20 protein-coding genes and 1 tRNA gene are annotated in these 21,546 nt (G+C 64.3%); 10 read left to right on the plus strand and 11 right to left on the minus strand.

Annotated features, from left to right (window positions below; genetic code table 11):
* Positions 1-41: 41 nt before the first annotated feature.
* Positions 42-710, plus strand: coding sequence for a DUF1007 family protein (locus tag DPM33_RS05570; RefSeq protein WP_112096397.1), 669 nt, complete (start codon positions 42-44; stop codon positions 708-710).
* A gap of 103 nt (positions 711-813) precedes the next feature.
* Positions 814-2,019, plus strand: a complete 1,206-nt coding sequence (locus DPM33_RS05575) for a nickel/cobalt transporter (protein WP_245442014.1) — start codon at positions 814-816, stop codon at positions 2,017-2,019.
* Between the two features lie 15 nt (positions 2,020-2,034).
* Here DPM33_RS05575 and denD read toward each other — a convergent pair whose 3' ends face one another.
* From denD to DPM33_RS05595, 4 genes are all read right to left on the minus strand, one after another.
* On the minus strand, positions 2,035-3,009 hold the full coding sequence (denD, locus tag DPM33_RS05580; RefSeq protein ID WP_112096399.1) for a D-erythronate dehydrogenase: 975 nt from the start codon (positions 3,007-3,009) through the stop codon (positions 2,035-2,037).
* A gap of 2 nt (positions 3,010-3,011) precedes the next feature.
* The gene (locus DPM33_RS05585) at positions 3,012-3,218 is read right to left on the minus strand and encodes a hypothetical protein (RefSeq protein ID WP_112096401.1); all 207 of its coding nucleotides are present in this window, start codon (positions 3,216-3,218) and stop codon (positions 3,012-3,014) included.
* 51 nt (positions 3,219-3,269) lie between these two features.
* Positions 3,270-4,271, minus strand: a complete 1,002-nt coding sequence (locus tag DPM33_RS05590) for a cation diffusion facilitator family transporter (RefSeq protein WP_112096403.1) — start codon at positions 4,269-4,271, stop codon at positions 3,270-3,272.
* A 64-nt stretch (positions 4,272-4,335) separates the two neighbouring features.
* Positions 4,336-5,058: a GNAT family N-acetyltransferase gene (locus tag DPM33_RS05595; protein WP_245442015.1), complete on the minus strand. Its 723-nt coding sequence runs from the start codon at positions 5,056-5,058 to the stop codon at positions 4,336-4,338.
* Between the two features lie 83 nt (positions 5,059-5,141).
* Here DPM33_RS05595 and DPM33_RS05600 point away from each other — a divergent pair, with 83 nt between their 5' ends.
* Positions 5,142-6,326, plus strand: a complete 1,185-nt coding sequence (locus DPM33_RS05600; protein WP_112096406.1) for a pyridoxal phosphate-dependent aminotransferase — start codon at positions 5,142-5,144, stop codon at positions 6,324-6,326.
* 9 nt (positions 6,327-6,335) lie between these two features.
* Here the strand turns inward: DPM33_RS05600 and DPM33_RS05605 are convergent, their stop codons facing one another.
* Together DPM33_RS05605 and DPM33_RS05610 are read right to left on the minus strand one after the other, a co-directional pair.
* On the minus strand, positions 6,336-7,097 hold the full coding sequence (locus DPM33_RS05605) for an SDR family oxidoreductase (RefSeq protein WP_112096408.1): 762 nt from the start codon (positions 7,095-7,097) through the stop codon (positions 6,336-6,338).
* A 241-nt stretch (positions 7,098-7,338) separates the two neighbouring features.
* The gene (locus DPM33_RS05610) at positions 7,339-8,070 is read right to left on the minus strand and encodes a tellurite resistance TerB family protein (RefSeq protein WP_112096410.1); all 732 of its coding nucleotides are present in this window, start codon (positions 8,068-8,070) and stop codon (positions 7,339-7,341) included.
* Positions 8,071-8,267: 197 nt separating this feature from the next.
* Between DPM33_RS05610 and DPM33_RS05615 the strand changes: the two genes are divergently transcribed.
* Positions 8,268-8,630, plus strand: coding sequence for a YybH family protein (locus tag DPM33_RS05615; RefSeq protein ID WP_112096412.1), 363 nt, complete (start codon positions 8,268-8,270; stop codon positions 8,628-8,630).
* On the opposite strand, the gene trhO is transcribed toward DPM33_RS05615, so the two are convergent.
* Positions 8,627-9,553 (minus strand): oxygen-dependent tRNA uridine(34) hydroxylase TrhO, encoded by a 927-nt coding sequence (gene trhO, locus DPM33_RS05620; protein ID WP_112096728.1) that lies wholly within the window; start codon positions 9,551-9,553, stop codon positions 8,627-8,629. The two genes, DPM33_RS05615 and trhO, sit on opposite strands and share 4 nt — an antisense overlap.
* 246 nt (positions 9,554-9,799) lie before the next feature.
* Here trhO and DPM33_RS05625 point away from each other — a divergent pair, with 246 nt between their 5' ends.
* Positions 9,800-10,438, plus strand: coding sequence for a 2-dehydro-3-deoxy-phosphogluconate aldolase (locus tag DPM33_RS05625; protein ID WP_112096414.1), 639 nt, complete (start codon positions 9,800-9,802; stop codon positions 10,436-10,438).
* A gap of 12 nt (positions 10,439-10,450) precedes the next feature.
* On the opposite strand, the gene DPM33_RS05630 is transcribed toward DPM33_RS05625, so the two are convergent.
* The gene (locus DPM33_RS05630; protein WP_112096416.1) at positions 10,451-11,200 is read right to left on the minus strand and encodes an SDR family NAD(P)-dependent oxidoreductase; all 750 of its coding nucleotides are present in this window, start codon (positions 11,198-11,200) and stop codon (positions 10,451-10,453) included.
* A 203-nt stretch (positions 11,201-11,403) separates the two neighbouring features.
* On the opposite strand from DPM33_RS05630, the gene DPM33_RS05635 reads away from it, so the two are divergent.
* Positions 11,404-12,267, plus strand: a complete 864-nt coding sequence (locus DPM33_RS05635) for an AraC family transcriptional regulator (protein WP_245442035.1) — start codon at positions 11,404-11,406, stop codon at positions 12,265-12,267.
* 363 nt (positions 12,268-12,630) lie between these two features.
* Here the strand turns inward: DPM33_RS05635 and DPM33_RS05645 are convergent.
* From DPM33_RS05645 to DPM33_RS05655, 3 genes are all read right to left on the minus strand, one after another.
* Positions 12,631-12,704: transfer RNA gene (locus tag DPM33_RS05645), tRNA-Gln, on the minus strand.
* A gap of 89 nt (positions 12,705-12,793) precedes the next feature.
* On the minus strand, positions 12,794-14,647 hold the full coding sequence (locus DPM33_RS05650; RefSeq protein ID WP_112096420.1) for a peptidoglycan L,D-endopeptidase MepK: 1,854 nt from the start codon (positions 14,645-14,647) through the stop codon (positions 12,794-12,796).
* A gap of 379 nt (positions 14,648-15,026) precedes the next feature.
* Complete coding sequence (locus DPM33_RS05655) at positions 15,027-16,574, minus strand: sigma-54-dependent transcriptional regulator (RefSeq protein WP_112096422.1); 1,548 nt, start codon at positions 16,572-16,574, stop codon at positions 15,027-15,029.
* Positions 16,575-16,733: 159 nt separating this feature from the next.
* Between DPM33_RS05655 and DPM33_RS05660 the strand changes: the two genes are divergently transcribed.
* From DPM33_RS05660 to DPM33_RS05675, 4 genes are all read left to right on the plus strand, one after another.
* Positions 16,734-18,572, plus strand: a complete 1,839-nt coding sequence (locus tag DPM33_RS05660; RefSeq protein WP_167448966.1) for a M3 family oligoendopeptidase — start codon at positions 16,734-16,736, stop codon at positions 18,570-18,572.
* 351 nt (positions 18,573-18,923) lie between these two features.
* The gene (locus DPM33_RS36125) at positions 18,924-19,619 is read left to right on the plus strand and encodes a proton-conducting membrane transporter (protein ID WP_167448950.1); all 696 of its coding nucleotides are present in this window, start codon (positions 18,924-18,926) and stop codon (positions 19,617-19,619) included.
* A 152-nt stretch (positions 19,620-19,771) separates the two neighbouring features.
* Positions 19,772-20,917, plus strand: a complete 1,146-nt coding sequence (locus DPM33_RS05670; RefSeq protein WP_112096424.1) for an aminodeoxychorismate synthase component I — start codon at positions 19,772-19,774, stop codon at positions 20,915-20,917.
* On the plus strand, positions 20,866-21,528 hold the full coding sequence (locus DPM33_RS05675) for an aminotransferase class IV family protein (protein ID WP_112096730.1): 663 nt from the start codon (positions 20,866-20,868) through the stop codon (positions 21,526-21,528). Before DPM33_RS05670 ends, DPM33_RS05675 begins: the two co-directional genes overlap by 52 nt.
* Positions 21,529-21,546 lie beyond the last annotated feature (18 nt).

The following is a 21,546-nucleotide window of genomic DNA, read 5'->3' on the forward strand; positions in this document are numbered from 1 at the left end:
CCTCGGGCTCGCTCCCGAAGTCAATGGAATCGCGGCCCGGAATGCATCTGAAACGGCAAGCAACCATGCTGGCCTCGGCCCTTGCGGCCACATTGGCCTCGGTCGAGCAGGCCGAAGTGCACCCGCATGTCTTCGCCGAGGCCCGCCTCGACGTCATCCTCAGCCAGGATCACCAAAGTGTGACGGCGCTGCGCCACCTTTGGCGCTTCGACGACCTGTTTTCGAGTACAGTGATGATGGAGTTCGACAAGAACTCCGATCTGAAACTTGACGACAAAGAGCTCAAGGAAGTGGCCGACACCGTCCATTCCTCGCTGGCCGAGTTCAACTATTTCCAGCTCGTCACCCAGGACGGCAAGGACGTGCCCATGGTGCCGCCGCCGCATCTGATGGCGAACTTCGACAACGACCAGCTGATCATCCTGTTCGAGTCGCAGCCCAAGACGCCGATCAAGCTGACCGGCAAGATCGACATCGGCGTCTACGATCCGACCTTTTATACGGCGATCGACTTCACCGACGACGCCAACCTCACCGTCGAGGGCCTACCCTCGACCTGCACCAGGAAGGTCATCCGTCCCGATCCGGACGAGGCGATCAAGGAAAACCAGAAGACCCTGACGGACGCGTTCTTCAACGATCCGACAGGCACAGACATGAGCAAGATCTTCGCCACCAAGCTCGAGTTGACCTGCTCTCCGGAAGGATGATTTGGTGATGAAACCGTCGCTGCGCGCAAGCAGGTTCCGCAAGAGTGTCCCGCGGTTTTGCGATCGGAACCTGCGACGAACAAGGGAATCCAGGCGGATATTCGTGGGGCGTCCCGCGAATATCCGCCTGGCGCTCGGCCTGTTGGCCGCCACCCTGGTGATCACCCATCTGCCTGTCGTCGCGCACGCGCAAAGCTCGCTCGGCATCGGCACCAATGACGGCATGGCGCCGACCACCACAGGCCCGTTCGCCCATATCCTGATGTGGATCAATCTGCGCCAGCAGGAGTTCTACCATTCGCTGGCCGCCGCGATGAAGGCGATGCGCCAGGACGGCAGCAAGCTCTGGCTCCTGATCGCGCTGTCTTTCGCCTATGGCATCTTCCACGCGGCCGGCCCCGGCCACGGCAAGGCGGTGATCTCGTCGTACATGGTCGCCAATGAAGTGGCGCTCAGGCGCGGCATCATGCTCTCCTTCGTCTCGGCGCTGCTGCAGGGCCTGACGGCGGTGGTCGTCATGATGCTTGCCTATTTCGTGCTGCGCGGCACCGCCATCTCGATGACCGACGCGGCCTGGTTCCTGGAAATCTCGAGCTACGTGCTGGTGACGTTGTTCGGCGCCTGGCTTTTGTGGCGCAAGCTCGGACCGTCGATCCTGCGCCTGTTCGGCAGGGCGCCAGCCTACAGCCTCTCGGCCGCCCATGCCGGCCATTCGCATGGCGGGCACGCTCACGCGCACTCGCATGCCCACGCGCGTTCCCATGCCGGCCATTCCCACGCTCATGAGCACGCCGCGCATTCCCATGCCCTGCACGTGCACGAAGATCACGACCATTCGCACGCACGCGGCCATGGCGCGCATGGCCACCATCATCACGCCGCGCACGACCACGGTCATGCCCCCCACGACCATGGCCCCGGCGAAGTCTGCGAGACCTGCGGCCATTCGCATGCGCCGGACCCGGCGATGCTATCGGGCGATCGCTTCGACTGGCGCACCGCCTGGTCGGCGGTCGCCGCCGTCGGCATCCGCCCCTGCTCCGGCGCGCTGATCGTGCTGAGCTTCGCGCTGCTCAACGGGCTGTGGCTGGGCGGACTGCTGTCGGTGCTGGCCATGTCGATCGGCACCGCGATCACCGTCTCGGCGCTGGCGACGATCGCCGTGCTTGCCAAGGACCTGGCGGTCTATTTCGCCGGCGACGGCCGCATCGGCAACCGCATCCATTCCATCGTCGAGATCGGCGGCGCCGCCTTCATCTTCCTGGTTGGACTGCTGCTGCTGTCGGCCAGCCTGTCAGGCGGCATCTGAGGCCAACCAAACCTGTCAGGAAATTTTCCCGCCGAGCTCATCCTCGATATGCGCGCGGATGATTTCGTCAAAGCTGCTTTCAGCGGCAAAACCGAGTTCCCTCGCCCGCCGCGCCTCGAAGCGCGTCGGCCAGCCCTTGACGATCGCCCAGATCGTCTCGTCGGGTTGCTCGCGGATGCGCTTCGCGACCGCGGCGCCGGCAATGCGTTCCAGCGCCTCGATCTGCTCGCCGACGGTGACGGCAACGCCAGGCATTGTAAGGTTGCGGCGCGGGCCGACCTTGTCGCCGTCGATTTCCGCCGCATGAACGAGAAAATTGACCGCCGAGCGCGGGCTGGCATGCGTGTGCAGCACCGAGCGCGGCACCGGCAGGATCGCCTCCCGGCCGCTGAGCGGCTCGCGGATGATGCCGGAAAAGAAGCCCGACGCCGCCTTGTTGGGCTTGCCGGGGCGAACGCAGATCGTCGGCAGCCGGATGCCGATGCCGTCGAAGAAGCCGCGCCGTGAGTAGTCGGCGAGGAGCGCTTCGCTCATCTGCTTCTGCGTGCCGTAGGAGGTCAGCGGCGTCGGATGGAATTCGTCCGGGATGACGTCCGGAAACGGCGCGCCGAACACGGCGATCGACGAGGTGAAGACGAGGCGCGGCGCAAACGCCGCCAGCCGCACGGCATCGAAAAGCGCGCGCGTGCCATCGAGATTGACCCGGTAGCCGAGATCGAAATTGGCCTCCGCCTCGCCCGAGACGATGCCGGCCAGATGGAAGATCACGTCCGGGCGGAAAGCCACCAGGGCAGCGGTGGCGCCGGGTTCGGAGAGATCGCCGGTGTGGATCGAGACATCGACGCCCACGAGCGCCGGCCCCTGCGGCGCCACGATATCGTGCAGGTCGAGCGCCGTGATTTTGCGCCCGCGCAGGGCGCCATCCTTGGCCAGCCGCGCGATAAGCTTACGGCCGACCATGCCGGCCGCGCCCGTGATCAGTATTCTCATCTTCAGAGACCTTTCTTGCGTTGGCTGCGTCCGCGCAGCCACAGGACGACGAACAATCCGAGCACGAAGATCACGGCGATGATCGCCGCCAGCACCGTCGAGACCTTGCCAACGGCCAGCATGATGGCCGGCAGAAAATAGGCGGCGAGACCGAACACGAGCAGTATCACGGCCGCGGCGATGGCCGCGTTGCGGGTATCACGATCCATCAGCGGGCATTCCTCGCTTCGAGGCTGTTCGGCTTCGTCATCACGGCGCGGTCAGTGATAGTGCCGGCGGTCGGCAGGCGCGTCATGCATGTGGTCGTGATCGTGATGATGGTCGTGCTCGTCATGGCTGTCGGCGCACTGGCCGAACTCGGGCTCGACCGTGGCATGATCGATGCCGTGCTTGACCGCAAGCCGCTTCTTGATGGCGCTGACCGCCGCATGGGCGTCGACGCCATCATTCAGGCAGGCATGCAGCGTCGCCATGTTGGAGGTGCCGTCGAGCGACCAGACATGCATATGGTGCACCTCGCGCACGCCTTTGACCGCGCCTTCCAGGTCCTTGGCGATCAGGTCGCGGTCGAGGCTTGCCGGCACGCCTTCGAGCAGCACATGGGCGGCCTCGCGCATCAGCGACCATGCCGTCGACAGGATGAGCAGCGACACCAGCACCGACAGGATCGGATCGATCGGCGTCCAGCCCGTGGCGATGATGATGATCGCGGCGACGATTGCCGCGGCGGAGCCCAGCAGGTCGCCCAGCACATGCAGGATGGCGCCGCGCATGTTGAGGCTCTCGCGGTCGCCGCCATGCAGCACGAAGAAGGAAGCGATGTTGACCAGCAGGCCCGCCACCGCCACCACCAGCATCGGCCCGCCCAGCACCGGCGCGGGGTTCATCAACCGCCCCCAGGCCTCGTAGACGATCCAGAGCGCGATGACGAAAATGGCGATGCCGTTGGTGTAGGCGACCAGCGTCTTCACCCGCGCGAACCCATAGGTGAGGCGGCCGGTGGCCGGGCGCCCGGCGAGATGGAAGGCATACCAGGCAAGGCCGAGCGCGATGGCGTCGGCAAGCATGTGCCCGGCATCGGCGACCAGCGCCAGCGATCCGGTCAGCCAGCCGCCCAGCGCCTCGGCGACCATGAAGCCGGCGGTCAGGCAGGTCGCGATCAGCACTCGCTTCTTGTCGGTCGAGCCATGCACATGGCCGGGACCATGGCTGTGGCTATGACCGGCCGAGCCGTGATCGTGCGAACCATGATCATGCGCCATCGCCAAACTCCTGTCTGCCGATCATGATCCCGAAAACCGGCTTGCCGGTTCTCACGATCATGATCTACGCGCCGAACTCGGCGCGGAAATCCTCAAGTCGCCGCTTCTGACCGCCTTCGCCATCGAAATTCGCCGGATCGAGCCAGGCCTCATAGGCTTTTCGGAGCGCCGGCCACTCCTTGTCGATGACCGAATACCACGCCGTATCGCGGTTTTCACCCTTGACCACGAAATGCTGGCGGAAGATGCCCTCGAACTTGAAGCCGAACCGCTCGGCGGCGCGCTTCGACGGCTCGTTGCGGTTGTTGCACTTCCATTCGTAGCGGCGATAGCCGAGCTCGTCGAAGACGTATTTCATGAACAGGAACTGCGCTTCGGTCGCCCCCGGCTTGCGCGAGATCAACGGTCCCCAATAGATGTTGCCGATCTCGATGACGCCGTTATTGGTATCGATGCGCATCAGCGTCTGTCGTCCGGCGACCTTGCCGCTTGCCTTGTCGATGACGGTGAAGAACAGCGGGTCCTCGAGCGCCTCGGCCTTGTCGAGCCATGGCTGGAAGTCGGCGCGGCTTTTCGGCGGATAGTCCGGCAGCCAGGCGAAGCGCCCATCGATGTCGGCGACGGACGAGGTTTCGTAGAGGCCATCGCCGTGCTTTGCCGCGCTGAACGGCTCGAGGCGCACATAGCGGCCTTCGAACGCCTTGCGGTCTGGGCGCGGGCGCGGCCGCCATTCCTTGAGATTTTCCGATACCCCAATTTTTTCCGGCACCCCTGAATTTTCTGACACGGGGAACTCCAATCCGTTTGACATTTCCTGGCGGACGCTCACAAAAACGCTCGCTCACAGAAAGAACCACAGGGACGGGAAAAATGCTCCACACGATCGCGGCCTTCGACCGTCTCGGCGAGGAAAATGCCTTTGCGGTGCTGGCCAGGGCCACCGCGCTTGCCCATCAGGGTCGCGATATCGTCAATCTCGGCATCGGCCAGCCCGATTTCAGGACGCCGCAGCACATCGTCGAGGCGGCGATCAAGGCGCTCCGCGATGGCCATCATGGCTACACGCCGGCCAATGGGCTTTTGGCCACCCGCGAGGCGGTGGTGCGCCGCACGCTGACCACCACTGGCGTCGAGGTGTCGCCCGAAAACGTCATGATCCTGCCCGGCGGCAAGCCGACGATGTTTGCCGCGATCCTGATGTTCGGCGAGGCAGGCACCGAGATCCTTTATCCCGATCCCGGCTTTCCGATCTATCGCTCGATGATCGAGTTCACCGGCGCAACGCCTATCCCGGTGCCGATCCGAGAAGAGAACGGCTTTGCCTTCTCGGCCGACGAGACGCTGGCGCTGATCACGCCGAAGACGAGGCTGCTGATCCTCAACTCGCCTGCCAATCCGACCGGCGGCGTCACGCCGCGCGCGGAGATCGAGAAGCTGGTCAAGGGGCTGGAGCAGCATCCGCAGGTCGCGATCATGTCCGACGAGATCTACGACGTCATGACCTATGACGGCGAGACTCACTATTCGCTGCTGAACTTCCCAGAGATCCGCGACCGGCTGATCGTGCTCAACGGCTGGTCGAAGACCTGGGCAATGACCGGCTGGCGCATGGGCTGGTCGATCTGGCCGAACGGCGACAAGGGCGCCCATCTCTACGACAAGGTGCGCAAGCTGGCGGTGAACTGCTGGTCCTGCGTCAACGCGCCGAGCCAGTATGCCGGCATCGCGGCGATCGACGGCCCGCAAGACGATGTCGACAAGATGATGCGGGCCTTCGACAACCGCCGCAAGATCGTGGTCGAAGGGCTGAACGCGCTCCCAGGCATTTCCTGCATCACGCCGAAGGGCGCCTTCTACGCCTTCCCCAACGTGTCGAAGACCGGCTGGAAGGCGAAAAAGCTTGCCTCGGCGCTGTTGGAGGATGCCGGCGTCGCGCTCATCGGCGGCCCCGATTTCGGCGTGCTCGGCGAAGGCTATATCCGGCTTTCCTACGCCAATTCCGAGGAGAACATTTTACGCGCGCTGGAGCGGATCGAGGCGTTCCTGAAGAAGTAGCCCGGCGACTCACCCGCGCCCCACGAAAGGCATCTTCGTCGCCATCACGGTCATGAACAGCACGTTGGCGTCGAGCGGCAGGCTCGCCATGTGCAGCACCGCGTCGGCGACGCGCTGCACGTCCATCACCGCTTCGGCGGCGATCGAGCCATTGGCCTGCGGCACGCCCACCGTCATCGGCTGCGCCATCTCGGTCAGCGCGTTGCCGATGTCGATCTGACCGCAGGCGATGTCGAAGGGCCGGCCGTCGAGCGCCAGCGTCTTGGTGAGTCCGGTGATCGCGTGCTTGGTAGCCGTGTAGGGCACAGAGCCCGGCCGCGGCGCATAGGCCGATACCGAGCCGTTGTTGATGATGCGGCCGCCCATCGGCTTTTGCCGGCGCATGGCGCCGAAGGCGGCGCGGGCGCACAGGAACGATCCGGTGAGATTGACGCCGACGACATCGTTCCAGACCTCGACCGGTATCTCGTCGATCGGCGTCGACTTGTAACCCATGCCGGCATTGTTGAAGAGCAGGTCGACGCGGCCGAACGCCTCGAGCACGGTCTCGAACATGTCGTCGACCTCGGCGGCCTTGCTGATGTCGCAGGCGACGGCCAGCGCCTTGGCCTGCGTCTTCCCCGCCTCGGCGATCGCCTCTTCCAGGACTGTCTTGCGGCGGCCGCAGAACACGGTGTTCCAGCCGGCCTGGAGCAGCGCCGTGGCGACGCTCTTGCCGATGCCGGTGCCGGCGCCGGTAACGATGGCGGTCTTCTCTGCTATGGCTGTCATCGCTGTCCTTCCGGTCATGGATGGAAAGACGTGGCATCGCAAATGCCGGAGATCATGGCAAGCAACTGTTGGCAATAAAGCGCGGGCCAACAAAAAGGGCGGCCATTGGCGACCGCCCCGATCTGAACCGCGCTTGGGAGGAGGATAAGCCGGTCCGACTGATTAGAATGATGCGCTTGCTGAGTTAACGAGAGATTAACGACCGGCAAGGGCTCGCCCGATGGCGTTTACCAAGGCCGAGTCACCAAGGCGAACTGGGCGCGCTCCCGGCCGGCACTTTTGCCGCCGAAACCGTCGCCTCGACATGATCGACCAGCGCGTCCGGCAGGCCGAGCCGACCGGCCAGCAGGTCGAGATAGCCGCGCTCGGCGCGCGTGTCGGGATCGATGGTAAGCCGCGAGGCGGTGTAGAGCTCGAGCTTCTGCGCGTCGGTCTTGGCGCCGGCAACCAGCGTGTCGAGATCGAGCGGACTTTCAAGCTCGGCCATCAGGAATTTCTCCGCCTCCGCGCCGATGCCGGCGAGCTTCAGCTTGTCGGCGATCTTCTTGCGTTCCTCGTCGTCGACATGGCCGTCGGCCTTCGCCGCCGAGATCATCGCCCTGACCAGCGTCAGCGTGAACTCGGCCTCGCCTTGCGGCGCCTGCGAGGGATGGAAGGCGGTGTCCGCCGGCGGCGGCAGCAATTCAGGCTCGCTGGCAGGCGGCGCCTGGGCCGGTTCCTTTCCGGCCTTGTAATTCTGATAGGCCTTGTAGGCGAGGCCACCAATGGCAGCCAGACCGCCGAGCTTGACCGCGGCGCCCGTGACCTGCCGTCCGGTGCCTGTGCCGAGCAGCACGGCAGCCAGCGCGCCGGCGGCGAGCGGATTGTCCTTCGCCATCTGCACCGCCTGCCCCGCCTTGTCGCGGACAGTCGAGCCGGTCCCAGGGATTTGCGAGCCGAGAAGGTCGTCGAGCAGCTTCTTGGGGTCGAGCATCAATGCCTCCAGAATTGGCCCGGCCGAACGCGCCCGGGCAGGGTTTCGGACCGGCAAGAGGTAGGCTCCGCGCCCTGACATTACAATGACGGTGGACATTTCGCCCACCCGACGAAGGCAGCGAACGGCTTCCTCCATGTGTCGAAACGGCGGAACGCTTCGGCTAGGATCGTGCGATTTCTGAAGGGAGCTATTGGATGGCGAATGCAGAAAACCGCGAGCCGGCACGCGATCCGCAGGATCTCGAGCGCTTACTGATCGACCGGCAATGGGCCGGCGACATCGAGGGCATGCTGGCGCTGTTCGAGCCCGACGCCGTCGTCGACAGCGGCGATGACGAACCGGTTCGCGGCCGGCACGCCATCCGCGCGCTGTTCGAACAGGGTATCGCCGCGGGACGAAAGTTCCAGCGTGGCGAGCAGCGCCCTGCCCTCGTCAACGGCGACCTAGCGCTGACGTCGACGAGGCTTCCCGACGGCAGCATAACCAGCGAGGTCGCCCGTCGTCAGAGCGACGGAACATGGCTGTGGGCGATCGACCGCTACTCGGTTGCTTTCTAACTGCCTAAGTGGCGCTTGCCGCCGCGCGCCTGCGCCAGTTCCACCTGGCGATGGCGTTCGGCATAGCGCTCGCGATCCTCGTCGGAGCGCGTTTCAAAACAATGCGGGCATGAGACGCCGGCAGTGAATTTCGGCGACAGCCGGTCCTCGACGGTCAGCGGGTGCCGGCACGCGCGGCAGAGCTCGGCTTCGCCCTCGGCCAGACCATGCGAGACGGACACCCGCTCGTCGAACACGAAACATTCGCCTTGCCACAGGCTGTCCTCGACCGGCACGTCCTCCAGATATTTCAGGATGCCGCCCTTGAGATGGAAGACGTTGTTGAGGCCGAGCGACTTCACATAGGCCGTCGCCTTCTCGCAGCGAATGCCGCCCGTGCAGAACATCGCCACCTTGCGGCCTTCGAGGTCCTCACGATGCTGTTCGACCCACGCCGGGAACTCACGGAAGCTGGTGGTCTTGGGATCGACCGCACCTTTGAAAGTGCCGAGTGAGACTTCATAGGCGTTGCGCGTGTCGATGACGACGGTGTTGGCATCCGAGATCAGTGCGTTCCAGTCGGCCGGCGCGACATAGGTGCCGGCGCTGGTCGCCGGATCGATGTCCTCGACGCCCATGGTGACGATCTCGCGCTTCAACCGCACCTTCATGCGGTGGAACGGCATCTCGGCGGCGCCGCTGTATTTGACTTCCAGCCCGGCAAGGCCTTCGATGGCCTGGAGATGATCGATCAGCCCGGCGATCGCTTCCTCGCTGCCGGCAACGGTGCCGTTGATGCCTTCATGCGCCAGTAGCAGCGTGCCCTTGATGCCGCGCCCGCAGCAGAAGGCGGCGAGCGGCGCGCGCAGGGCCTCGTATCCGTCGAGCCGCGCGAACTTGTAGAGCGCGGCGACACTGACGGGATTTTGTGTCGTCGTTGTCATGGCCATGCCATAGAGCAATTCCAGGAAAAGTGCGAAGCGGTTTTCCGCCCGGAATTGCGTAAGGCAAAAAGAGAGAGCGGTTTGCCGTTTCCATGAAACGGTGAACTGCTCTCGACCGTGCTGAAAGCCGTTTCAAGGCAGAGTGAGCCAGTGGCCGGCGCGCGGCATCACGACACGTCTGTGTTCGTAGACTTGGCGTATCCCTTCTGCTAATCGGTTTAAAACGATCGAAATGGAGACCTACCCATGACCAGCAAGACCGAAAAGCTCCTGTCGCTTCTCAACGGTCAGCCGGTTATCCCGGTGCTCAAGATCGCCAATGTCGCGGATGCCGTGCCGCTCGCCCGCGCTTTGTCGCGTGGCGGCTTGCGGGCCATCGAGATCACGCTGCGCACCGCCGATGCGCTGAAGGCGATCCGCCGCGTGGCCGCCGAGGTCGAGGAAGCGATCGTCGGCGCCGGCACCATTCTCGATGCCAGGCAGTTCGACGAAGCAGCCCGCGCCGGCTCGAAGTTCATCGTCAGTCCCGGCATCACCAGCCAGCTTCTCGACGCAGCCAAGGACAGCCCGGTGCCGCTGCTGCCCGGCGCCATCACACCCGGCGAGATCATGACTGCCCGCGAGGCCGGCCTGCGCTTCCTGAAATTCTTCCCGGCCGAGCAGTCCGGCGGCATTGCGTCGCTGAAGGCCTTCGCCTCGCCGCTCGCCGACGTGAAATTCTGCCCGACCGGCGGCATTACCGCCAAGAACGCCGCCGACTATTTGAGCCTGCCCAATGTCATCTGCGTCGGCGGCTCCTGGGTGGCCCCGGACGATCTCATCAAGGCCGGCAAGTGGGACGAGATCGAAGCGCTGGCGCGTGAGGCGAGCAAGCTCGCCAAATAGCTTGAGCTGATTTCACCAGGGCAGCGGGCCGTTCTCATCGAAGTAGCCGCCCGTGGGCCAGCCGGCCTCCAGCGTCGCCAACCGCACGATGATTCCGGCCGCCTGCTGCACCGTGCGGCCGCCTCTATGCGCGTTGAGGTCCGTCGCGGTGTAGCCGGGAGCGGCCGCGTTGACCATGATGCCGCGCGGCGCGAGTTCCCGGGCGAAGGCCAGCGTTATGGCGTTGAGCGCCGTCTTCGAGCTGCCATAGCCCATCACGTTGGGCGACTGGCTGTTGCCGGACGCCCGGGCCAGCGATCCGAGATAGCTGCTTACCATGACGATGCGGGCGGCGGGCGATGCCAGCAGCAGCGGTAGGAACGCTTGGGTGACCCGCACCGGCCCGAAGACGTTGACGTCATAAGTGGCTTTCATATCCGCGACATCTTCCCGGCTCGGCGGTCGCTCATAGCGGCCGTCCGGGCCAAGCGCGTCGACATAGCCGGGAGCGATGCCGGCATTGTTGACCAGCGCATCCAGGCCGGGCGCCCGTGCTGCCACCGCTTTGGCCGCGGCCGCAACGCTGTCGTCGCTGGCGACGTCGAGCTCGAGCCACTCGACGTCGAGTCCTTCGCCGCGCAGGGCTTGCGCCGCGGCCTCGCCGCGCTCGGCGTCGCGAGCTCCAAGCCAGACTTTGAAGCCTACCGCCGCCAGCCGCCGGGCGGTCTCGAGGCCGACACCCTTATTGGCGCCGGTTACCAGCGCGTTCTTCTGCGTCGTCATTTCCAGGTCTCCTGTTTGGTGCCCCAGAGATGACGTGAGCCGGCCCGCTTTGCGCGCCCGAAGCTCTCATGCTCTTGCCTAATCCTCTCAGGTGCGCGCACTTGCGCGTCACCAGGTGCGCGCTTCGGCGCCCATTGGTTGCGCGGCCTGCAGGGATCGCTCATGTTGAAACGATGAATGAAATCCTGCAGGAATTGATTGCGATGGTCGGCCGCCATGCGCGCGGACGGCGGACGAAGACGGCCATTCCGCGCGTTACGATCGGCCGCAGCGAGATTCCGACGCCGCCGCTGCCCGAGCTTTGCCAGCCGACCACGCTGTTCGTCCTGCAGGGAACCAAAACGGTGTTGATCGGCGACCGCACGCTTGCCTATGGCGGCGGCAGCTACTTCGTCTATGCGGTCGAGACGCCCGCCACCAGCCAGTTGATCGAGGCGAGCATCGCACGGCCTTACACGGCCATCGCCTTCGCGATCGATACCGAGCTGATCGCCGGTTTGCTTATCGACCATGGAGCGGCGTTCAATGGCGACAGCTTCGTGACCAGCCGGGTCGATGATGAGTTGCTCGACGCCTGGCGCCGTATGTTGCGGCTACTCGACAAGCCGGCCGAGATTCCGGTTCTCGCGCCCCTGCTCGAGCGCGAGATCGCGTTCCGCTTGTTGCAAGGCCCACAAGGCGAGAAGCTGCGTCAGCTGGCGCGCGCCGACGGGCGTCTGTCGCAGATCCGGCGCGCCACCGCCTGGATCCGCGCGCATTACAATGAGCCGATCGACGTCACCCAACTGGCCGAGCTGTCGCATATGAGCAACGCCGCCTTTCATCGCCACTTCAAGGCGGCGACGGCCATGAGCCCGATCCAATATCAAAAGCAGCTTCGTCTATTGGAGGCGCGCCATCTGCTGATCGCGAAGCCGGGCAACGCCGCGCAGGTTGCTTTCACTGTCGGTTATGAAAGCGCGTCGCAGTTCAGCCGCGAATATGCGCGCCAGTTCGGTCTGCCGCCCGCGCGTGATGCCGCGCGGCTTCTGGCAAAGGGCGAAGCGCTCACATTGGAAATCGACTGAGCATGAAAAACCCGGCCGGCTGGCGCCGACCGGGTGCTTATACGCCTGAAAACGCGATTACTTGCAGACCCTGACCTTCTCGGTCACCTTGTGATGATTGCGCCAATGCGTGACCCAAGGCGGTCTTGCAGTGGTGGTCGACGTGCATGTGGTGGTGGCGATGGTTGTCAACGATGACGGTTTGCGCCTGCGTCGGTGCAATGGCCGCGAAAACCGTTGCCAGTGCGATAGCGGACGCCAATAGAACTTTCCTCATGAATATCCCCAGTTTGGAACGAACGCCGCCTAACCCGCCAAAGGTGTAAGCCGTTCCTTCTTCACGAGAAAGTTTAGCCAGCGTGATCCCCGGATCGTGCCCGCTTCTGGTTCCCGCTCATGGATTCGAACCACGATTCACGCCTTCAAAGGGCGCTGTCCTACCATTAGACGAAGCGGGAAGGCCGAGCGTTCAGATAGGCCGTCGAGGAAGAAAAACAAAAAAGCCCGCGTTGTCGTCCAGCGCGGCTTTGGCTGTCCGACAGGATCGCTATTTCGTCTGGAAACGGGCGACCGACAGGAACTTGACCGCGTTGCCGCTGAAGCGGCTGGCATCTTGCATCTCGCCATCCGGTTGGAAGCCGGCCGTGTACACCTCGCTCGGCGCCGTATGCACGATGTTGTAGGCATAGCGCGGTGCCGTCGTCGGGTCGGAAACCGAGGCAATGTTCACGCCGCTGCCCAGCGCCCAGCGCGCGGCCTGCGGCGGCGCAGCCACAACCATCGCCTTGGGTCCCGGCTTCAGATCGTGGGCTGAAGCTCTGGACTCCTTGGGCGTCGTCTTCACGCCGCCGCCGATCGCCTGTGCGGGATCGCTGCCTGCCGGGAGAGCGGCGATGGCCTGGCGCGGCGAGGCCGCGTCGACGCCCGCCGGGTCGTTGAAGGCCGAGCGCGGTTCCGGTTGCGTCAGCGACGCAAGCTGGTATTCGGCGCCGGCGCCACCGGCCTCTACGGTGGCATTGGCCTGTTCGAGAACGGCCTTGACCTCATCCTGCTTGCCGGGCTGCGGTCTCGCCGTCGGCAGCACCGAGAAAGCGTCGGTCGCGCTCTTGTCCTGCTGAGCCGTGTCCGCCAGCGCCAGAAGCACATTTTGATCCTTCGACGCCAGTTCGGCCGGCGTCGAACGGTCAGGACGCCAGGTCGGCAGAGGGATGTTGTTGACAGCCACCTGCGCCGGATCGGTGCTCGCGGCGTCTGCAGCGCTGGCCGTGCCGAACGGAACCTTGTCCGGCGCGGACGCCTGAGCCGTCGCAACCGCCTGCTCCGTCGTCGCCGAGGCATCGGCCATGGCGAACGGCACGTTCTGCGGCGCCTGCTGGCCGACATCGACCTTCGGCCGCGGCGCAAAATCGGGCAGCGGGACCTCCTTGGGCGGCAGCGCGGCGATGATCGTCTCCGGCGAATCCTGCTGCGGTTCCGAATCGTCGGCGCTGTCATCCGCGATCTGCGGGATGCTGGCGCGCTTGGCATCCTTCGGCGAAACGATCGCGATGCCCGGCAGGTTGCTGCTGCGGGCCGTGGCGGCGCTGGCGACCTGGACCTGCTTCACGGTCTTCTGTTGCGGCGCCGGCGCACTCTCGTCGGCATCGTCGTCCGCCTCGTCGGCGCCGCCGCCGAACCAGGAGAACAGGCCGCCGGACCGCTTGGTCGAGCCGCCGGCGCTGGCCAGTTCGATATTCGGCGTGCCGGAGCCCTTACGAGCCTGGTAAGCGGCCATCGCCTGCTCATAGCCAGGCAGCGGCCGGCCGTCGCTCGGCACATGCAGCGTCTTGCCATTGGGGAACAGGCTGACCAGTTCCTGACGGCTGATGCCCGGCCAGTGGCGCACATTGCCGACATCCATATGCACGAAGGGCGAACCGGAGGTCGGATAATAGCCGACGCCGCCGCCCTGCATCTTGAGGCCGATGTTGCGCAGCTTCTTCAGCGGCACGCCGGGAATGTAGAAGTCCATCGCCTTGCCGAGCATATGCTGGCTTTTCTCGGCGACACCCCGGCTGCGCGAGCGCAACAGCGCGTTGGTCGACGGCGAACGATAGCCGCAGACGACCTGGATGTAGTCCGTTGCGCCGGCTTCACGATAGGCTTCCCAAACCAGATCGAGCAGCCGCGGGTCCATCTTCGTCGGCTCGTTGCGGCGCCAGTCGCGCAGGATGATGTTGATCTTGCGCAGGCCTTCCGGATCGTAGCGGCCGTTACGCTTATAGACGATCTCGGCCTTCTCGTGCGTGTGCAGGTGATAGAGCTTGAGCGTACGAACTTCCGCCCTGGCGCCCGACGACGCCGCGGACAGGAACCCGACAGCCAAAATCACGAACGTCAGCCACCTCGGCCAGACGCTCATGTGAAAATGCCGCCCGTTTTTGTGTCGTTCGACTTTGTTCAAACCAAATGGCCTTGCAGGCTGCCGTTTGTCCCCGGATTTGACCAAACGGATGTGTCGCTTTCACATCCGAATATCGATCCTAATGGTTAATCATCGTTTATTGAAGCCGAAATGCGGTAACACCGTGGCGATATCCCGTCAAAAATGATGCACGGCATTTCGTGGTAAACCGCTGGTTTAGATCAAGAATCCGGCTTCGGCCAGAACACGATCTGTTACCGTTAGCGTTAATGCGTGATCCGCGGCAAGCCCAACCGCTGAAAACCTTGGATTTTCACGTCAATAGCGACAATTTGACTCGGATTTTAGGCGGACGGGGTGGTTCGAGACTTGCCTGTCAGGATGCCAGCCGGTCGACGCGGCCAGCTTCAGGATCAATGCCATATTCCTTCAACTTGCGGTAGAGAGTCGAGCGGCCGATACCCAACCGGCGCGCGACTTCGCTCATTTGGCCGTTATAATGGTCGATCGCAAGCTTGATCATTTCGAGCTCGACGTCCGCCAGCGCCCGCACATTACCGCGCTCGTCGAGCGCCAGAAGCGTGCCGAACCGCGGCTGCAGCCTGGCTGGCGCCGCGCCGTCGGAAAGGGCAGGCCTTGTTGCATCGGCAACCGTCTCGTCCGTCCGCGGGAATGCGTCTGCAATCGTTTCGGCGATGGCGGATTCCGGTTCGACTTCGAGATCTATGGTTCCTTCCACCTGCGCCCGGATCTGCGGGAATTCCTCTTCGGTGAGCACATCGCCTTCGGCAAGCACCGACGCCCTGAACACCGCATTTTCCAGTTGCCGTATGTTGCCCGGCCAGTCATAGGCCTGCAGCATGGCAAGCGCCTTGGCCGAAATTCCGTTGAGGCGGCGGCGCGGATCGGCCGGCGCGACCTTTTCCATGAAATGCCGGACCAAGTGGGGAATGTCATCGCGGCGGTCGCGCAGCGGCGGCACGAAGATCGGGTAGACGTTCAGCCGGTAGAACAGGTCCTCGCGGAACTTGCCGTCCTTGACCTGCTGCAAAAGGTTCCGATGCGTGGCCGAGATCAACCTTATGTCGACCTTGACGGTCGAGCGGCCGCCGACAGGATCGACCTCGCCTTCCTGCACGGCGCGCAACAGCTTGACCTGAACGTCGAGCGGCAGATCGCCGATCTCGTCGAGGAACAGCGTGCCGGAATTCGCCTCGACGAATTTGCCGGTGTGCTTGTCGGTAGCGCCGGTGAAGGAACCTTTCTCGTGGCCGAACAGGATCGATTCGACGAGATTGTCGGGTATCGCGCCGCAATTGACGGTGACGAACGGCTTCGAGCGGCGGTCGCCGCTGCCCTGGATGGCGCGCGCCACCAGTTCCTTGCCGACGCCGGACTCGCCCTCGATCAGGATCGGGATGTTGGAGGCGGCCGCCTTCTGGCCGAGGCGTATCACCCGGTCCATCGCCGGGCTGCGCGTGATCATGTCCTTGAAGGTGAGATGGCCACCGCCGCGTCGCCGCGACGCGCGCTTCATCTCGTCCTCGACGGCCTCGACCTTGAGCGCGTTGGAGATCGCGGTCTGCAGCCTGTCGGGCGACGCCGGCTTGACGACGAAGTCGAAGGCGCCGTGCCGCATCGCCGAGACGACGGTTTCGATGCCGCCTTGAGCCGTCTGGACGATGACGGGAATGTTGATGGCGCGTTCGCGCATCGCCTTCAGCACGCCGATCCCGTCGAGACCGGGCATGACGAGGTCGAGAATGACGACGGAAACCTCTCGGGCGTTCGGCCCGTCGAGCACGTCGAGGCCGGCATTGCCGCTGTCGGTGACGATCGCGGTATGGCCGAACTTGGTCACCGCGGCCTCGACCAGCCTGCGTTGCACCGGATCGTCATCGACTATGAGTATGGAACCTGTCATGACTGCTTGAGTTGTCCGCCCGAGAAAATCCCCATGGATCATCTTGGCACAGGGTTCTAAATAAGGTTTCAAAAAACCCGGTGAACGAATTCCTTAGGATTTGACCGGCTTCTCCTTTCCCTTTGATTCTGGCTCCTGGTTCAAAAAAAGGTATCGTTGATGCGCATGATGTTTGGTCAGCGGCTTGCCGCGACGTCGTCCGGACTGGGCGCGGCGGAGCTTGGCGACCTGCCGGAGTGGAATCTCGCCGATCTCTATTCCGGCATGGAAGCGCCGGAACTGAAGCGCGACATCGCCAAGGCGGCGAGCGACGCCATCGCCTTCGAAACCCGCTGGAAAGGTACCCTCGCCACGGAAGCCGGGCGCGGCGCCGCCGGCCGGCTGGGCGAAGCGCTGAAAACCTATGAGGCGCTCGAGGAACTGATCGGCCGCATCGTCTCCTATGCCGGCCTCGTCTATGCCGGCAACACCGCAGATCCGCAACGCGCCAAGCTCTATGGCGACGTCCAGGAAAAGATGACGGATGCCAGCGCCCATCTCCTGTTCTTCGCGCTCGAACTCAACCTGATCGACGATGCGGCGATCGAGAGCGCTTTGGCCGCCGACAAGGCCTTTGGCCACTACCGGCCCTGGGTGCTCGATCTCAGGAAGGACAAGCCCTACCAGCTCGAGGACCGCGTCGAGCAATTGTTCCACGAAAAGTCGGTCACCGGGCGCGGCGCCTGGAACCGTCTGTTCGACGAGACGATGACCGACCTGCGCTTCGACATCGACGGCGAGGAGCTGACGCTGGAGCCGGCGCTGAACCGCTTGCAGGACGCCAATGGCGAGGTGCGCCGCCGTGCCTCCGAGGCGCTGGCTTCGACCTTCCGCAAGAACCTGCGCACCTTCACCCTCATCACCAACACGCTTGCCAAGGACAAGGAAATCTCCGACCGCTGGCGCGGTTTCCAGGATATCGCCGACTCGCGCCACCTCGCCAACCGTGTCGAACGCGATGTGGTCGACGCGCTGGCGGCTGCCGTGCGTGAGGCCTATCCGCGGCTGTCGCACCGCTATTACGCGATGAAGGCGCGCTGGCTCGGTATGGAGGTGATGAACCACTGGGACCGCAACGCGCCGCTGCCGGAGACGCCGCAGACGGTGATCCGCTGGGACGACGCCAGGGACACGGTGCTCTCCGCCTATCAGCGCTTCTCGCCGGACATGGCCGAAATCGCGCGCGGCTTTTTCGATCGCAGATGGATCGATGCGCCGGTACGGCCGGGCAAGTCGCCGGGCGCCTTCGCCCATCCGACGGTGCCGTCGGCGCATCCTTACGTGCTGCTCAACTACATGGGCAAGCCGCGCGATGTGATGACGCTGGCGCATGAACTTGGCCATGGCGTCCACCAGGTGCTGGCTGCCGGCCAAGGCGCGCTGATGGCCTCGACGCCACTGACTTTGGCCGAAACAGCGTCGGTCTTCGGCGAGATGCTGACCTTCCGCTCGCTTCTCGAGCAGACCGGCGACAAACGCGAGCGCAAAGCCATGCTGGCCCAGAAGGTCGAGGACATGATCAACACGGTCGTGCGCCAGATCGCCTTTTACGAATTCGAGCGCAAGGTGCATGCCGAGCGCAAGAATGGCGAGCTGACCTCGGATAGGCTCGGTGAATTCTGGCTGGAGGTCCAGGCCGAGAGCCTGGGGCCGGCGATCAAGCTGCGCGAGGGCTACGAGGTCTTCTGGACCTACATCCCGCACTTCATCCACTCGCCTTTCTACGTCTATGCCTATGCCTTCGGCGACTGCCTTGTGAACTCGCTCTACGCCGTCTACCAGAATGCCGAGCGCGGCTTCCAGGAGAAGTATTTCGAGATGCTGCGCGCCGGCGGCACGAAACATCACTCCGAGCTTCTGGCGCCCTTCGGTCTCGACGCCACCGATCCTTCTTTCTGGCAGATCGGCCTCGGCGTGATCGGTTCGCTGATCGATGAATTGGAAGCGCTGGACAAGTGAACAGCAACGAAGCCTGCATCGGCAGCTATAGTTTAGCAAAGACGCATATTAGCCGAACTCTATTCTTGCCTAAATAGCTGTTCTTGAATAACTCTCCGGCGCATTTTCAACTGGCTTTCGACAGGCCATATGATAGCGTCCGGCCTCAAGCTCAGCCGGACGCATTGCGCAGGCCAGAGATGCCTGCCGCTCCGCTACGGCGAAAGCGATGATGGCCGTCGGTCCGGACAAGACCGAAACGCCGATGGCTCGATTGAAGCCGGCGGTTCCACTGAGCACGGAACCTTTGACGATCCTTGGCGGCAAGCGCGCCCTCCCAGCCGCGGCCGACGGATCGGACTGGAGAGGGAAATGAGCACTTTCTTCTACATGCTCCTGGCGTTCGTTGTGGGTATCCTGGTTGGCTGGTTCATCTGGGGCCGCCTGCGCGGCGAGCTCGACAGTCTGCGTGGCGATCTTGATCGCACCCGAAGCGAGCGCGACAGGCTGCGCGCCGACAGCGACCGGCTGGAGGGCGAGCTCGATGCCTGCGGCCGTGCTCGCGCCGACCTCGAAAGCCGGCTGCGTAACGCGCCTGCCGCCAAGGCCGGCGCCGACAAGGTCGCCACGCCGGCGCCGGCGGCTCTGGCATCGACCTCGGCGGCCGCGACATCGGCAGCGGCGAAGCCCGCTGCCGCAAAGAAGCCGGCGGCCACCAAAACTGCGGCAGCGAAGCCCGCGGCCAAGGCAGCCGCGCCGAAGAAGGCCGCGGCTTCCGCCAAGAAAGCTGCCACGCCGAAAGCCGCAGCCACCAAAGCCGACAATCTGCGTCGCCTCATCGGCATCGGTCCGGTCAACGAAAGGCTGCTCAAGGGCCAGGGCGTCACCACCTACACCCAGATCGCCGCCTGGACCGACGCCGATGTCAAACGCATCGAGGAGGTGCTCAATTTCGACGGCCGCATCGCGCGCGAGAAATGGATCGAGCAGGCGAAACTGCTGGCCGCCGGCGACGAGGCTGAGTTCGCCAGGCAGTTTCCGACAGCCGGTACCGCAAGCAACACCTGAATATCGGTCTGATTGGGTACAAGGCGGCGCCCGCACGGGCGCCGTCTTTGTTTTGGGCCAGCCGCCTTTGCGCCGCTCGACGCCGTTCCCTCGATTGCGCGGCCCCTGGCCCCCATATAGACCGTCGACTGAATTGTCCGCTTCCGAGGCTCATGCCCCTGCCCGCAGCCATATTCCGCAATGACGAGAGCGCGAGTCAGTTGGTGTTCGACCGACCGCACGAGATCATTCTCGCGCGCACTGCGGAGGAGTTCATGCCGGCGCTCGAGCGAGCCCAGGCTGCTTCCGACGCCGGCAAATGGCTGGCGGGCTATCTCTCCTACGAAGCCGGCTACCTGCTCGAGCCGAAGCTGGTCCCGCTGCTGCCCGAAGGCCGCCGCGCGCCGCTGGTCTGTCTCGGCGTCTTCGACGCGCCCGTCGAACAGGCGGTGTCGCAAAATACCGGGTCGGCTAGCAACGGCCCGATCTTCGACGCAAGGGCAACGTGGTCCGCCGAGGACTATGCCGCCCGTTTCGCGCGCCTTCACAATCACATCCGCAAGGGTGATTGCTACCAGGGCAACCTTACCTTCCCGATCCATGCGCAATGGTCCGGCGATCCACTTGCCGCCTTCGACGCGCTGACCGAGCGCCAGCCGGTCAAATATGGCGCGCTGATCTCGCTTGGCGATCCGGTCGTCCTGTCGCGCTCGCCCGAACTGTTCTTCGAGATCGACGCTGACGGCATGATCGAGACGCACCCGATGAAGGGCACGGCGCCGCGCGGCGTGACCAAGGCCGAGGATACCCGGCTTAAAGCCTTCCTGCGCAACGACGAGAAGAACCAGGCCGAGAACCGGATGATCGTCGACTTGCTGCGCAACGACATCTCGCTGATCAGCGAGGTCGGCACGCTGGAAGTGCCGGAATTGTTCCGCATCGAGACCTACCCGACGGTGCACCAGATGGTAAGCCGCGTGCGGGCGAAGCTGCTGCCCGATGTCGGCATCCGCCAGGTCTTCGCCGCTCTCTTTCCCTGCGGCTCGATCACCGGCGCGCCGAAAATCCGCGCCATGGAAATCCTGCACGAGCTGGAAGACGCGCCGCGCGACGTCTATTGCGGCGCCATCGGCTGGATCGCGCCGGGCGGCAGGATGCGTTTTTCGGTGGCGATCCGCACCATCTCGCTCTTTGCCGACGGCGAGGCCGTCTACAATGTCGGCGGCGGCGTCGTCTTCGATTCCACCGCCGAGGAGGAGTATCGGGAGTGTCTGTTGAAAGCGCGCTTCGCGACGGGAACGGTGCCGGCTTCGAGCTGATCGAGACCATACGCTGGGAACCGGGCTCCGGCTTCCTGCGCTTCGAGCGCCACCTCGCCAGGCTTTATGCGTCCGCCGCCGAGCTCGGCTTCGCCTGCGATCCCGAACGGATCGGCGAAGTGCTGTCGGACACCGTCAGCGGGCATGGAACCGCCTTGCGCGTGCGCCTTGCCTTGCAGCGCAATGGCGAAGCGATGGCTGCCGCTCAAGCCTATGAACCGCTACCCGTGGACAAGGTCTGGCGGCTGCAGCTGGCGCGGATCCGTCTCGAGTCCACCAACACGATGCTGCGCCACAAGACCAGCCTGCGTCAGGTCTACACGCATGCCCGCGCGGAATATCTCGCTACGCGCGCCGACGAAGTGCTGTTGGCCAACGAGCGCGGCGAGCTCTGCGAGGGCACCATTACCAACCTCTTCGCCGATTTCGGCAACGGTCCTCTCGCCACGCCCCGCCTCGACTGCGGCCTTTTGCCTGGAATATTGCGCGGCGAGCTTCTGGACGAAGGCCGCGCCGTGGAAGCGATCTACAGCTTCGACGACTTGAAGGCCGCGAAGGCGATCTTTGTCGGCAACTCGCTGCGCGGTCTGATCCCGGCGCGGCTTGGCTGACCGGGCTGGAGACATAAA

This window comes from Mesorhizobium hawassense (assembly GCF_003289945.1).
In the GTDB taxonomy this organism is placed as follows: Bacteria; Pseudomonadota; Alphaproteobacteria; order Rhizobiales; family Rhizobiaceae; genus Mesorhizobium; species Mesorhizobium hawassense.

What these genes read in the sequence shown, in the direction of transcription:
- DPM33_RS05585 (WP_112096401.1), bottom strand. Translation starts at nt 3,218, where the DNA reads ATGGATCGTGATACCCGCAACGCGGCCATCGCCGCGGCCGTGATACTG.
- DPM33_RS05590 (WP_112096403.1), bottom strand. Translation starts at nt 4,271, where the DNA reads ATGGCGCATGATCATGGTTCGCACGATCACGGCTCGGCCGGTCATAGC.
- DPM33_RS05610 (WP_112096410.1), bottom strand. Translation starts at nt 8,070, where the DNA reads ATGCTCGACCCCAAGAAGCTGCTCGACGACCTTCTCGGCTCGCAAATC.
- DPM33_RS05660 (WP_167448966.1), top strand. Translation starts at nt 16,734, where the DNA reads ATGCGCATGATGTTTGGTCAGCGGCTTGCCGCGACGTCGTCCGGACTG.
- DPM33_RS05615 (WP_112096412.1), top strand. Translation starts at nt 8,268, where the DNA reads ATGGCGAATGCAGAAAACCGCGAGCCGGCACGCGATCCGCAGGATCTC.
- DPM33_RS05630 (WP_112096416.1), bottom strand. Translation starts at nt 11,200, where the DNA reads ATGACGACGCAGAAGAACGCGCTGGTAACCGGCGCCAATAAGGGTGTC.
- denD (WP_112096399.1), bottom strand. Translation starts at nt 3,009, where the DNA reads ATGAGAATACTGATCACGGGCGCGGCCGGCATGGTCGGCCGTAAGCTT.
- trhO (WP_112096728.1), bottom strand. Translation starts at nt 9,553, where the DNA reads ATGACAACGACGACACAAAATCCCGTCAGTGTCGCCGCGCTCTACAAG.
- DPM33_RS36125 (WP_167448950.1), top strand. Translation starts at nt 18,924, where the DNA reads ATGAGCACTTTCTTCTACATGCTCCTGGCGTTCGTTGTGGGTATCCTG.
- DPM33_RS05635 (WP_245442035.1), top strand. Translation starts at nt 11,404, where the DNA reads ATGGTCGGCCGCCATGCGCGCGGACGGCGGACGAAGACGGCCATTCCG.
- DPM33_RS05650 (WP_112096420.1), bottom strand. Translation starts at nt 14,647, where the DNA reads ATGAGCGTCTGGCCGAGGTGGCTGACGTTCGTGATTTTGGCTGTCGGG.
- DPM33_RS05605 (WP_112096408.1), bottom strand. Translation starts at nt 7,097, where the DNA reads ATGACAGCCATAGCAGAGAAGACCGCCATCGTTACCGGCGCCGGCACC.
- DPM33_RS05570 (WP_112096397.1), top strand. Translation starts at nt 42, where the DNA reads ATGCATCTGAAACGGCAAGCAACCATGCTGGCCTCGGCCCTTGCGGCC.
- DPM33_RS05670 (WP_112096424.1), top strand. Translation starts at nt 19,772, where the DNA reads ATGCCCCTGCCCGCAGCCATATTCCGCAATGACGAGAGCGCGAGTCAG.
- DPM33_RS05655 (WP_112096422.1), bottom strand. Translation starts at nt 16,574, where the DNA reads ATGACAGGTTCCATACTCATAGTCGATGACGATCCGGTGCAACGCAGG.
- DPM33_RS05625 (WP_112096414.1), top strand. Translation starts at nt 9,800, where the DNA reads ATGACCAGCAAGACCGAAAAGCTCCTGTCGCTTCTCAACGGTCAGCCG.
- DPM33_RS05600 (WP_112096406.1), top strand. Translation starts at nt 5,142, where the DNA reads ATGCTCCACACGATCGCGGCCTTCGACCGTCTCGGCGAGGAAAATGCC.